The 12,805-nt window shown below is 69.9% G+C and carries 8 protein-coding genes; 4 read left to right on the top strand and 4 right to left on the bottom strand.

The annotated features are described in order from the left end of the window. Position 1: 1 nt before the first annotated feature. Positions 2-1,051, bottom strand: a complete 1,050-nt coding sequence (locus FHX50_RS09015) for a glycosyltransferase family 1 protein (protein WP_183376774.1) — start codon at positions 1,049-1,051, stop codon at positions 2-4. Between the two features lie 29 nt (positions 1,052-1,080). Continuing rightward, positions 1,081-4,386, bottom strand: coding sequence for an efflux RND transporter permease subunit (locus tag FHX50_RS09010; protein WP_183376772.1), 3,306 nt, complete (start codon positions 4,384-4,386; stop codon positions 1,081-1,083). Positions 4,387-4,529: 143 nt separating this feature from the next. On the opposite strand from FHX50_RS09010, the gene FHX50_RS09005 reads away from it, so the two are divergent. Next, positions 4,530-5,969, top strand: coding sequence for an MATE family efflux transporter (locus tag FHX50_RS09005; protein ID WP_183376770.1), 1,440 nt, complete (start codon positions 4,530-4,532; stop codon positions 5,967-5,969). 18 nt (positions 5,970-5,987) lie between these two features. On the opposite strand, the gene FHX50_RS12380 is transcribed toward FHX50_RS09005, so the two are convergent. Next, positions 5,988-7,844 (bottom strand): HNH endonuclease, encoded by a 1,857-nt coding sequence (locus FHX50_RS12380; RefSeq protein WP_183376768.1) that lies wholly within the window; start codon positions 7,842-7,844, stop codon positions 5,988-5,990. A 277-nt stretch (positions 7,845-8,121) separates the two neighbouring features. Between FHX50_RS12380 and FHX50_RS08995 the strand changes: the two genes are divergently transcribed. After that, entirely contained in the window at positions 8,122-9,618 is a 1,497-nt protein-coding gene (locus tag FHX50_RS08995; RefSeq protein ID WP_183376766.1) for a DHA2 family efflux MFS transporter permease subunit, read from the top strand. Here the strand turns inward: FHX50_RS08995 and FHX50_RS08990 are convergent. Next, a complete protein-coding gene (locus tag FHX50_RS08990; protein WP_221187304.1) occupies positions 9,615-11,090 on the bottom strand; it encodes an aldehyde dehydrogenase family protein in 1,476 nt (491 codons plus the stop codon). The two genes, FHX50_RS08995 and FHX50_RS08990, sit on opposite strands and share 4 nt — an antisense overlap. 12 nt (positions 11,091-11,102) lie before the next feature. Between FHX50_RS08990 and FHX50_RS08985 the strand changes: the two genes are divergently transcribed. Continuing rightward, the gene (locus FHX50_RS08985) at positions 11,103-11,672 is read left to right on the top strand and encodes an arsenate reductase/protein-tyrosine-phosphatase family protein (protein WP_183376762.1); all 570 of its coding nucleotides are present in this window, start codon (positions 11,103-11,105) and stop codon (positions 11,670-11,672) included. 11 nt (positions 11,673-11,683) lie between these two features. Next, positions 11,684-12,799 (top strand): TlpA family protein disulfide reductase, encoded by a 1,116-nt coding sequence (locus FHX50_RS08980; protein WP_183376760.1) that lies wholly within the window; start codon positions 11,684-11,686, stop codon positions 12,797-12,799. Positions 12,800-12,805: the final 6 nt, after the last annotated feature.

Genomic DNA, 12,805 nt, shown 5'->3' with positions numbered 1-12,805 from the left:
CTCACTTATCCGTCTCCGTTCCGGTCATGCCCCGCTGGGTGAGAGCACTGAGTCGGGCGAGGTCGGAGCGCAGCTCATCTGTTTCGGGAAGGCCGATCACAGCGGCGATCGTCCGGACTCGATACCTCCAGTCGATGGCGGCTCGCGCCTGCCTCTGCGTCTCCGCCGCCTTCTGCGGGGACCACGCGGCGGCGTACTGGGCGATCTGCTCCATGCCGCTCTCGAGGTCGAACGGGTCGACGTCGAGACACGCGTCGTCCCACAGCGTCCATGAGGCGGCTGCTGGGGCGCGGCCCACCACGGGGGTTCCGGCCGCGAGGGCAGCCATCCACCGACCGGTGATGTATTCGCGGGTGGGGTGTGTATACGTGGAATCGTCGACGAGGTTCGTGTGGGCGAGGGCGAACTTGGCTGCGCGCAGCGCATCCGTGAGCGCCTGTTGGTTCGCGGCGGGGTCCTCGTGGAAGGGAGGCCGCCCGGCGAATACAAGGCCCTGCCGGCGGGCGGCGTCCGCGGTGGCGGCATCGTCATCCCAGGCGGCAGGCTGGCGCCCCGTGCGCAGCAGGTCCACAGGGCGGTCAGCCGACGGATCCGCGGTGGGGACGGCGAGGCAGTCGGCACCCCAGGGGAGCCATGTGACTGTGCCAACGGCATCCTGCCACTCGCCGAGCAGGTCCCGATCGGTGATGAAGACATGGTCGAACCGGCCGGTTCGCCGCGCGAAGCGGGAGATCCGGTCGGTCCAGAAGCTGTCGATCACCCAGGCCGAGACGGATTCATAGCCACGGATCCACAAGTCGCGGCTGCTGGTGTAGACGAGCTGGCCGGGAACCGACGCGAGGACGAGCAGGTGGCGACCGTTCCGCCTTCGAGTCGCCGGCAGGAGGCACGACAGCTGCCGGAGTCGTCCAGGGCGGCCGACGTCGGCGACAACGGTCAAGTTCGCTGGGAGGAGCCTGGCGATGAGGTCCGCGAGCTGGTCAATGGGCCCCCAGCCCACTCCCCCGGTCCGCAGATAGAGCAGATCCACCTGCTGTTCATCAGCTCTCATGCCGCAACCCTACCCGCCGGACCGCCCGCTCAGTCCTCGATCCGCCGCGCCCGCTTGCCGTGCGCGGCCCCGTCGGCCGGTGCGCTCTCGTCCGCCCCGCTGGCGGTGGCGTCCCCGTCGGCCTCCCGAAGCCGGCGGCGCTCCCCGAAGCCCTCGGTGATGCGGTACAGCACCGGCACAATCACCAGGGTGAGGACCGTGGAGGAGACGAGGCCGCCGATGACGACCACCGCGAGCGGCTGCGAGATGAAGCCGCCTTCACCCGTGAGGCCGAACGCCATCGGGATCAGCGCGAAGATCGTTGCGGCGGCGGTCATGAGGATCGGCCGCAGACGCTTCTGCGCACCGTCTAGGATCGCCTCCTCGACGCCCATGCCGTCGCGTCGGCGCTGGTTGACGAGGTCGATCAGCACGATCGCATTGGTGACCACGATGCCCACCAGCATCAGCAGGCCGATCATGGACGGCAGCCCGAGCGGCACCTGCGTGAGGATCAGCAGCCCGAACGCGCCAACGGCGGCGAACGGGATGGAGATCAGCAGGATCAGCGGCTGGATCAGCGACTTGAAGATCCACACCAGCAGCACGTACACCAGCAGGATCGCGGCGAGGATCGCGATGCCGAGCTGGGTGAAGGTGTCGTCGATCTCGGCGGAGGCGCCGCCGATCTGGGCGCGCGCCGTCTCCGGCAGGTCGTCCTTGGTGGCGTCGATCGCGGCCTGGGCGCGGGCCACCGCGTCGCGGGTGTCATCGCCCGACGGGGTCACGGAGATCGTCACCGTGTCCTGATTGTCCTTCGAAGAGATCGTGGGCGGGATCTGCTCCTCGCGGATCTCAGCGAAGTCCGTGATCGGCTTACCGGCGATCTCGATCTTCTTCAGATCCTCCAGGGTCTCCGCCTTCTTCTGGTCGGCGAGCTGGATCTCCAGGTCCGCGTCGGCCGTGGACAGGGTGCCGATGCCCTGCGGCACCAGCTGCTGCGCCACCATGCCGACGATCGCGGAGTCGCTCAGGCCCGCCTCAGCGGCCTTCTTCCGATCCACCGCGACCACGGCGGTCGGCTGGTCCGCTTCGAGGTCACTGGTGACGCGGTCGATGCCGCTGGGGAGCTTCCCCTTCGTCAGCTCCTTCATGAGGATGTCGTTCGCCTGCTGACGTTCCTTCGCGGTGGCGGCGGAGATCTCGATGGTGACGTCGTTGGAGCCGGTGGGGCCGCCCATGGCGGTCTCTTCGATCTCACCGGCGTCCGGCACGGACTGCATCGCCTTCAGAATGTCCTTGCGCAGAGCCTCCTGGTCGGCCTTGACGTCCGTGGTGATGGAGTAGGACACCTCGTTCGCGGCGCCGCCCATGCCGAAGTCGGAGGCGCCGATGGTGGTCTGCACGGTGTCGACGCCGTCAACAGCCATCACCTTCTTCTCCACCTCAGCGGCCTTCTTGCCGGTCGCCTCCAGGCTGGTGCCGTTCGGCAGGGTCTGCGAGTAGGCGGCCATGTTCTGACCGGAATCGGACAGCAGGTTGATCTTCATCAGCGGCATCAGGAAGCCGGTGCCGACCAGCACCGCGAGCGCGAGCACCACGGTGATGATGGTGTGCCGCTGCGTCCACACGAGGACGGCGCGGTAGATGCGGGACAGCAGCGGGTCGCGGCGGGTGCCGTCGGCCGGCGCCCCCTCCGGCGTCTCCGCCGCCTGCGCGCTCTGCGCGGCCCGTTCCGCCTTCTTCCGCCCGCGGCGCGTCGGGCGCAGGAACCAGTACGCCAGCACCGGCACGATCGTCAGCGACACGAACAGGGAGGCGAGCATCGCGATGCCGACGGTGAGCGCGAACGGGCGGAACAGCTCGCCCGCCATGCCGCTGACCACGGCGACGGGGAGGAACACCAGCACGGTGGCGAGGGTGGATGCGGTGATGGCACCGCCAACCTCGCGCACCGCCACGCCGATGGCGCGCATCCGCTGCGCCGGCGTCGGCTTCTCGGGGCCCTCGTCGAGGTGGCGGGTGATGTTCTCGATGACCACGATGGAGTCGTCGACCACGCGGCCGATGGAGATGGTCAGCGCAGCCATCGTCAGCATGTTGAGCGTGTAGCCGGAGACCATCATCCCGACGAATGCCATCAGCAGCGACAGCGGGATCGAGATGGCGGTGACGATCGTGGGCCGGATCGCCAGCAGGAACAGCAGGATCACCGCGATTGCGAACACCAGGCCGAGCAGGCCCTCTTCAGCGAGCGACGCGATGGACTGCTGAATGAACGGCGCCTGGTCGAACACGGTGGAGATCTCAGCGTCGCCGCCGATGTCGCCGCGCAGGCGGTCCATCGTCGCGTTGACGTCGGTGGACACCTGCACGAGGTTCGCATCGGAGGTCGGCATCACCATCATGACGAGGGAGTCGCGGCCGTTGGTGCGCGAGATGTTCTCGGCGGTCTTCGTGGTCTCCTCGACCTTCGCGATCTCGGACAGCGCGACCGGCTCAGCGGGTGCCTGCGGGTCCTGACCCGCCTGACCCTGCTGGCCGTCCTGACCCATCTGGCCGTCCTGGCCGGGCTGGCCCTGCTGGCCGTCGGGGCCCGCCGCGCCGCCACCGGCCGACGGGGTCACGGGGATCTCCTTGAGCTTGTCGACCGAATCGATGCTCTCGCCGACCGTCACGTCAAGGGTGCGGGACCCGTCGGCCACCTGCCCGCCGGGGATGGACAGGCCGTTGTCGTCGATGGCCTTCTGGATGTCACCTGTGGTGAGGCCGTGTTCGTCGAGCTTCGCCTGGTCGGGGGTGATGCGGACGATCCGCTCGGGCCCGCCGACCACCACGACGGAGGCGACGCCGTCGATCCGCTCCAGCTCCGGGATCACCTGCGAGGACAGGCGCGCATTCAGCTCCGCCGGGTCCAGCTCAGAGGACACGGCGAGGATTCCCGCGGGGATGTCACCGGAACCGCCGGCCACCACCTGCGTGTCCATGCCCTCCGGCAGCTGGTCCTTGATCCGGTTGAGGTTCGCCTCCACCTGGTTCGCGGACCGCGCCACGTCCGTGCCGTACTCGAGGTCGATCGTGATGCGGGTCAGCGACGACTGCGACGTGGACGACGTGCCCTCCACGTTCTCCAGCGCCTGCACCGACTGCTCGATCGGCTGCGCGCCCCGCTCCCGCATCTGCTTCGAGGTGGCGCCCGGCTCCGTCGCGATCACCTGCACCTGCGGCAGCTCCACCGACGGGATCAGCTCCTGCCGCATCGTGAGCATCGCGAGGATGCCGAGAATGGTGACGACCACACTGACCAGCGCGGTGAACGGACGGTTGCGCAGGCTGATGTGGGACAGAAGATGCACGTGTTCTCCCCGAATGCTCGATCTCTGCTCTTACCCTCGCACACGGCGCCCTTCCGGGCCCATGAACAGAAGTCGGTGAGCGCAATTCCACACGCGCAGAATGGCTCGCTGCCCGGTTCCCGTCGGCCGTTACCATGAGCGGCATGCCCGCCTCCCCCGCCTCACCCGCGCCTGTCGCCGCGCCGCCGTCCAGCCGCATGATCCTCGGCCTCGCCGTGCCCGCTCTCGGCGCCCTCGTCGCCGAGCCCCTGTTCGTGCTCGTGGACTCCGCGTTCGTGGCGTACGTGTCCACGCCGTCCCTTGCCGGCCTCGGTCTCGCGTCCACTGTCCTCACCACGATCGTGGGCCTCGCGATCTTCCTCGCGTACGCGACGACCGCTGATGTGGCGCGCGCGGTCGGCGCCGGGGACATGCGCCGCGCCATCGCGAAGGGCGTGGACGCTTCGTGGCTGGCGCTGCTGATCGGCGCGGTGTGCCTCATCGGCCTGGTGGTGGGCGGCCCGGCGCTGCTGGGACTGTTCGGGCCGTCGGACGCAGTCATGCGGGAGGCGACCACGTATCTGCGGATCTCGGCGTTCGGGCTGCCGGCGATGCTGATGATCCAGGCGGCGAGCGGGCTGGTGCGCGGCCTGCAGAACACGACGATCACGCTGATCATTGCGGTGGCGGGCGCGGTGGCCAACATTCCGCTGAACTGGGTGCTGATCTTCGCTTTGGATCTCGGCATCGCGGGGTCCGCGGTCGGCACGGTGGTATGCCAGTGGCTGATGGCCGCGGCGTACATCGTGATCGTGGTGCGCGGTGCCCGGGAGCATGCGTCGCCGCTGCGGCCGCATCTGGGTGGGGTGCGGTCGGTGTGGTCGTCGGCCCGGTGGCTGTTCATCCGGACGCTGACGCTGCGGATCGTGGTGCTCGCGACGACGGCGGCTGCGCTGAAGCTCGGTGATGTGCAGCTGGCGGCGCACCAGCTGATGAACACGGTGTTCATGCTGACGTCGTTGGCTCTGGATTCGCTGGCGATTGCCGCGCAGGCGCTGACGGGGAAGTACTTGGGGGCGCGGGATCGGGCGTCGGTGACGACGGTGATGCGAACGCTGATCCGCTGGTCGGTGCTGGGCGGTGCGGTGGTGTCGCTGCTGCTGGCTGCGGCGGTGTTCGTGGTGCCGGGGGTGTTCACACCGGATCCGGAGGTGCAGGTGGTGCTGTTCTGGACGATGGTGGTGCTCCTTCTGGCGCAGCCGCTGGCGGGGTATGTGTTCGTGCTGGACGGTGTGTTCATGGGCGCGGGCGACGCGAAGTACCTGGCGAAGGCCGGTGTGATCACGATGTGCGCGTATCTGCCGTTCGCTGCGGCGATCTGGTGGGCGGCGTCCGTCGCCGGCGGTGCTGGTGGGACCGACGGGGTCGCGGGATCGTGGGTGTTCGCTGAGGTGTCGGGCGCGCCAGTGGGGCTGCCGCTGCTGTGGGCGGCGTTCACGGTGGTGTTCCTGGGTGCCCGCGCGGTGACGCTGTGGTGGCGCACCCGCACGGACGACTGGATGCACCTGGACGACGCGCCGGAGGGCGCGGGCGCGCAGGGCTGAGACGCGGGGCTGGGCTGGTCAGAACGGCGGCGGGCCGAGTTCTTCCGGCGGCACGGGGGTGCGCCGGGCACGTTTCGTCGGCGTCGCTTCCTCAGTCGGCTTCGTGGGGTCCTTCGGCTTCGCTGGTTTGTTCTTCTTCGCCTCCTCGGTCGGCTCCGCTTCGCTGTTCTCCTCGGCCGGTGCGTGCCGTTCGGGCTGTTCGGGCGTCCTGGATTCGGGCGGTTGCGGGGGCGGCGGCGCGGGCCCGATCTTCTTGCCGGTGCGGTACTGCTCGACTTCCCATGCCTTCCACATCGTGGTGGTGAAGGCGGCGGTGAGCAGGTCCCGGTCCTCGGACACGCTGGCGCGGACCCCTCCCCCGAGGTCCCAGTCGGTGATGCGGCTGCCGGCCGACGACGCCGTGCCGCTGCCCGACGGGCGCGGGTGGCTTCCTGTGCGCCGACTGGGGCGGCAATGCTTCGCTGTCTTCAGCTGGTGGTGGCGACGGCAGAGCAGGTGCAGGTTGTCGAGTTCGGTGCGGCCGCCGCGGTGGGGGTCTTCGTGGTCGAACTCGATGATGTGGTCGGCTTCGGAGACCTTGTGGGTGCGTTTGCTGCAGCCGGGGAAGGCGCAGATCGGGTTGCGGGTGCGCAGGTGCTCGAGCATGGCGGTGCTCGGGGTGTAGCGGGTGGGGGCGACGGGAGCGATGGTGCCGGTCACCGGGTCGGTGAGCAGCCGGTACCAGGTGTCGTGGCCGGCGGCGAGTTCGCGCGCGTAGTCCGCGGGGATGGGAGTGATGCCGTCGATCGTGGCGGGCAGCTGGCTCCTGCCGGCGAGGGTCATCATGGGCACGAGGATGTTCAGGCGGAAGCGGTCGCGGTTGATGTCGACACCGTCGGTGCTGAACTCGGCGGTGGCGGCGAGGCGGCCGCGGATCTCGTCCATGGTCATCGGCTCGCCGGTCCGGGCAACCTCACCGTCCGGATCGAAGGGGATGTCGCGGTTCTCCCTGAGCGCCGTGATTTGGGCTTTCTTGACGGCGCGGGCGGCCTCGTCGAGCCGTTTGGAGAATCCGAGCATTTCGGGGATCTCACCGGTCATGACGATCGACATCGACCCGGGCGCCTGCGGGTCCGGCCCTTCCACTCGCACGCTGTACGCCGGCGCCTCAGCTTCTTCCGCCGCCTCTTCTTCGAGGGATAGGAGGTAGCGCACGAGCAGGCGGACCTCACGGCGGAACGAGTCCGGGGACATGCCGAAGTCCCACTCCTGCATCAGTTCATCCGCCGTGTTCAGGGACTCGATCGTGAGCTGGTCGCTGACGCGCAGCACGTACTCGAACATCTCCACGGTGAGCGCGCCGATTTCCAATTGGTCGAGCAGCTGCGGGAAGCCGACGACCGCGCGGTGGCCGTTCTCGATGCGGCGCTCAGCGCGGTGCACGGTGTCGCGCATGGCGACACCGGCTCGGGCGGCTTCGATTTCTGCGCCATCACCCACGGCAGCGCCGCGCGCGTCAGGGTCCAGCATCCACAGGCCGGCGAGTGCGCGGTATTCACGCACCTGGAGGGCGGCGCGTTCGGCCTGGATATCCCACAGCTCCCGGTAGCGGCGGCCGAGAGTGGGCGTGAACTCGCCGCCGCGCGCCTGCTCGAGGCGGGAGTCAAGAGTGTCCCTGCGGATGGGCAGGCGGGGAGTGATCGGCGTCGGCGGCTTGCCCGACTTGGGTTCTGACTTCTCCGTGGGCTCGGGCGTGCTGTCGGGCGCTGACCGGCCCGGCCGCGGCGGGTGCGGGTGCGGGTGCGGGTGCGGGTGCGGGTGCACGGTCCGGTCTTCCGAGTGCTCGGAGTCATCGTCGGACGGGTCGGGCATAGCCAGCAGCGACACTGCGCTCACCCCCTCGGTCATCAGCAGTACCGGGCCGGATCATCGTCGATCAGGCCACTTCTTCGAACCTATGTTCGATTTTACCCCGGCAACCGTTCGCGATCAAGTCCTCTTAGAACATTTGTTTCCATATCTTCGGTGCGGACAGTTGTCCACAAGCGTGCCGCTGACAGGCGCAGGGAGGGCGCGTGGACCAGGAGCGCAGAGCGCGCCCAGCGGGGACGTTCATCACCCCGCAGTCACCGCGCACTTACACGTCGGCCCCGTCGGCCCGTAGAGTTCCCCCGTGCACGAATCCCCCTCCTCCGAAACCGAGACCGCCGCAGCCGAAACCGTCGCAGCCGCGCCCGCGCAGCCCGACGACACCGCCCGCAACCGCCGCGTCATCACCCTGCTGATCGTCGCCGCGTTCACGGTGATCCTCAACGAGACGATCCTGTCCGTCGCCCTGCCGAACATCATGGGCGACCTGCAGATCGTGGAGACCACCGCGCAGTGGCTCCAGACCGCGTTCATGCTGACGATGGCGATCGTCATCCCCACCACCGGCTTCCTGCTGCAGCGGCTCACCACGCGCACCGTGTTCCTGCTGGCCATGGGCCTGTTCACCGCCGGCACCGCCATCAGCGCCCTCTCCCCCGGCTTCACCCCGCTGCTGCTGGGCCGCATCGTGCAGGCCTCCGGCACCGCGATCATGATGCCGCTGCTGATGACCACCGTGCTGAACCTCGTGCCCCCGCACCGCCGCGGCGCTGTCATGGGCAACATCTCCATCGTCATCTCCGTGGCACCCGCGATCGGCCCCACCATCTCGGGCCTCGTGCTGCAGGTGGCGCCGTGGCGGTTCCTGTTCCTCGTGGTCCTGCCGATCGCGGCGCTCATGCTCGCCGCCGGCGCCCGCTGGGTGGAGAACGTGTCCGAAACCAGCCGCACCCGCATCGACCTCGTCTCGGTGATCCTCTCGGCGTTCGGGTTCGGCGGGCTGATCTACGGGCTCGGCACCATCGCCGCCCCGCGGGCCGACGGATCCCTGCCCGTCGCCCCGGTCATTGCGCTCGTGATCGGCGTGCTCGCCCTGGCCGTGTTCATCCGGCGCCAGCTGCAGCTCCAGCGCACCGACTCGGCGCTGCTGGACCTGCGCACCTTCACCTATTCGCGGTTCCGGCTCGCTCTGATCGTCATGATCCTCGCGATGGGCGCCATGTTCGGCGTGATCATCCTGCTGCCGATGTTCCTGCAGCGTGCCCTCGGCTACGAGACGCTGCAGGTGGGGCTGATGCTGCTGCCGGGCGGTCTGCTGATGGGTCTGCTGTCCCGCTCCGTTGGCCGCGCCTACGACGCGGTGGGGCCGCGCCCCCTCGTGATCCCCGGCGCGATCCTGCTGGCCGCGTCGCTGCTGGCGCTGTCGCGGATCAGCACGGACACCGGCACCCTGTACGTGCTCACCGCGCACATCGTGATGAGCCTGGGGCTGGCGCTGCTGTTCACGCCGCTGTTCACCACCGCGCTGGGGACGCTGCCGCCGCACCTGTACTCGCACGGATCGGCTGCCGTGGGCACGCTGCAGCAGGTGGCGGCCGGTGCCGGCACGGCGCTGATGGTGATGCTGATGGCGCTGCGGTCCGAGGCCGCGGCGCACTCCGGCGTCGAGCCCGCTGCGGCGCTGACCGCGGGTGTGGGCTTCGCGCTGCTGGTCGCGGGCTGCGCGGCGCTGCTGGCGCTGATCCCGGCGTCGATGCTGACGGCGAACCCGTCGGCCTCCGAGGAGCAGGCCGCGCACTAGCGGCGGCGCAGCCGCACCCCCATCAGCCGGCCGAGCAGGCCGGTGCGGCGCCCGTACGGCGGGAAGATCATGCTGAGCGTCTCCGGCTTCAGCGGCTTCTTGACCACCGGTTTCGGGTGCGTGAGCGCCTCGATGCTGGCGCGGCCGTGGTAGGTGCCCATCCCGGATTCGCCGACGCCGCCGAACGGCATCAGCGAACTGCCCGCGTGGGCGAGCGCGACGTTGACGGCGAGCGAGCCGCTGGAGGTCTGCTCGGTGAAGGCTCGCTCCACTTCCGGGTCGTCGGTGAACACCATCGCGGTGAGCGGTTTGTCGCCACTGGTGATGATGCCGATCGCTTCGCTGACGCCGGTGACGGGGATCAGCGGCAGCAGCGGCCCGAAGATCTCCTCGCCCATGATGGGGGTCTCGAGGGCGCCCTCGGAGGCCGACGGGAGCCGCAGCAGAGTCGGTTCGATGAAGCGGTCGGCGCGGTCGGTGCCGCCGCCGTGGACGACACGGTCGCGGGAGGCATCGAGGAGGCCGCTGAGGCGGTCGAACTGCTTGTCACTGACGATGCGGCCGTACTGCCCGCTGGTCTGCGGGTCCTCGCCGTACATGTGCGTGATCTGCCGCTGAATCTCGTCGGCGAGGTCGGTGAGGACGGCGCTTTCGCCCATCACGTAGTCGGGGGCCACGCAGGTCTGGCCGGCGTTGGTGAACTTCGCCCAGGTCAGGCGGGCCGCGACCGCCTTCAGGTCCATGCCGCGGTCCACGTAGACGGGTGACTTGCCGCCGAGTTCGAGGGTGGTGGGGGTGAGGTGCTCGGCGGCGGCGCGCGCCACCACGCGGCCCACGGTGCCGTTGCCGGTGAAGACGATGTGGTCGAAGCGCTGGCGGAGGATGTGGGTGGTCTCGTCGATGCCGCCTTCGATCACCTGCACCCAGCGCTCGTCCATGTGCTCGGCGACGAGGCGGGCGAGGGCGGCGGAGCAGTGCGGGGTGATCTCCGACGGCTTCAGCATCACCGTGTTGCCGGCGGCGATCGCACCGATCACGGGCATGAGGCTGAGCTGCATCGGGTAGTTCCACGGTGCGATGACGAGGACGGTGCCGAGGGGTTCGCGGTGGATGTGGCCGGAGGCGGGCATGAGGAGCGTGCCGAGGCCGAACGCGGAGGGCTGCAGCCAGGACGCCAGGTTATGGCGGATGTGGGAGAGCTCCTGCGTGAGCGTGCCGAGTTCGGTGATGAGGGATTCGGCGCGGGGTTTGCCGAGGTCGGCTGCGAGGGCGTCGGCGAGGAGGTCGCCATCGCGTTCGATGCCGCGCTGGAGGCGGGCGAGCTGCTCGAGGCGGGCGTCAACGGGCCGGGTGATGCCGCTGGCGAAGCCGTCGCGGAGGGCGGCGAGGGCGCGGTCGATGTCGGCGTGGGAGGTCACGTGTTCCTCACTTCCTCGTGAGCGGGTGCGGGGGCGGGCGCGACGCGGGTGCAATAGGCTGGGCGCATGGCCGAATCCTCAGCCGGCGCTCCTGTGATCCAGGCTACGGGAGTCCGCCGAATCCTGATTGTATGCACTGGAAACATCTGCCGATCACCGTTCGGCGAGATCGTTCTGCGCGAACGCCTCGCCGGCACCGGCATCGACGTGTCCTCCGCCGGCATCGGCGCTCTGGAGGGGCACCCGGTGGAGCCGGCGATGGTGGTCGAACTCGAGAAGAGGGGGATGCGGGCCGACGGGTTCCGCGCCCACCAGATCGACGCGTTCGATGTGCAGGACGCGGACCTGATTCTGGTGATGTCGCGCCGCCAGCGCCGCTTCATCACCGAAGAGTGGCCGCGGGCCGCGAAGAAGACCGTGCTGATGGGCGCGGCGCCCTCGATCGCGGACGAGCTCGACGGGCCCGACCCGGCAAGCGCGGTGCAGACCGTGGCGCGGCGCGGCAACGCCGAGGTCATGGAGGTGGAGGACCCGTACCGGAAGGATCCGGGGGTGTTCTCCCGCGTGGCCGACGAGATCGACGCCGCCGCCACCGCGCTCGCTGACGCGCTGATCCGCGCGGGCCGCCGCGCATGACGAGCGCCGCGATGACGGGCACTGCCGTCGCGAGCGCCGCGATGGCGAGCGCCGCCGGGTTCGGCATGCTGCTGAGCTTCGTGTTCGCCCTGTCCGGCGCGGCGAAGCTGCTGGACCTGCCGGGGACGCGTTCGGCGCTGATCTCCCTGCGGATCCCGGCGCGGCCCCTGCACCCGGTGATCGCGGTGGCGGTGCCGGTGCTGGAGCTGGTGGCCGCGGCGGCGCTGTGGGTGCCGGTGCGGTGGGTCGCCGTCGCGGGTGCGGGCCTCGCGCTGGTGCTGATGGCGGCGTTCACCGCGGTGATCGCGGGGGCGCTGCGGCGCGGCGATGCCGTCTCCTGCTCCTGCTTCGGCACGCTCGGTTCCCCGGAGGTGACGAGCGGGACGCTGGTGCGCAATGTGCTGCTGTCGGCGATCGCCGTGGTGGCCGGTGGTGCGGCATGGCTGGGTGCCGCGCCGGGTCTGCTGGCGTCGGTGGCGCCGTCGGCGGCGATCGTGCTGGCCGCGGTCGTGGGCGCGTCGGCCGCGGTGGCGGTGCTGATTGCCGGGTCGAGCAACCGCCTCGCCGGTGAGGCGCCGACGGGGCCGAGCGCGAACGGCGGGCCGACGGGGGCTGCTGCGCCTGGCGCGCACAGCGGTGACGACCCGGATGCCGAGCTCGGCGACTACGTGCGCCTCCCCACTCCGTACGTCGCCTTGACGATGCCGGACGGGACGCGGCCGCCGCTGCGGACCCTGACGCAGACGCAGGCGCTGCTGCTGATCTTCCTCAACCCGGGTTGCGGGCCGTGCGTGCGACTGATGCCGATGATCCGGGAGTGGTCCGAGCAGCTGCATCCGCTGGTTCGGGTGCTGGCGGTGCTGCCGACGGATCCCGGCGGGATGGATGAGGGGACCGCGCAGCACCTCGACGGACTCGACGCGTACGACCCGGACAACGAGATCGGCCAGATGATGGACCTCATGGGCCGCCCCTCCGCGGTGCTGCTCGGCGCGGACGACTACCTCGCCGGCGGGCCTGTCGCCGGGTCGGACACCGTCATCGAGTTCGTGCAGGACATCCGCGCGCAACTGGAGGAGGGGCAGGCCACGGCCGCCTCCGCGGCAGATCCGGCAAGCGCCGAGTAGTTCCGC

Origin of the sequence: Helcobacillus massiliensis (genome assembly GCF_014191425.1) — a bacterium.
In the GTDB taxonomy this organism is placed as follows: domain Bacteria; phylum Actinomycetota; class Actinomycetes; order Actinomycetales; family Dermabacteraceae; genus Helcobacillus; species Helcobacillus massiliensis.
Note: the sequence above shows the minus strand (reverse complement) of the source record. Positions and strands in the feature narration are given on the sequence as shown.

What these genes read in the sequence shown, in the direction of transcription:
- FHX50_RS08985 (WP_183376762.1), top strand. Translation starts at nt 11,103, where the DNA reads ATGGCCGAATCCTCAGCCGGCGCTCCTGTGATCCAGGCTACGGGAGTC.
- FHX50_RS09005 (WP_183376770.1), top strand. Translation starts at nt 4,530, where the DNA reads ATGCCCGCCTCCCCCGCCTCACCCGCGCCTGTCGCCGCGCCGCCGTCC.
- FHX50_RS09015 (WP_183376774.1), bottom strand. Translation starts at nt 1,051, where the DNA reads ATGAGAGCTGATGAACAGCAGGTGGATCTGCTCTATCTGCGGACCGGG.
- FHX50_RS08980 (WP_183376760.1), top strand. Translation starts at nt 11,684, where the DNA reads ATGACGGGCACTGCCGTCGCGAGCGCCGCGATGGCGAGCGCCGCCGGG.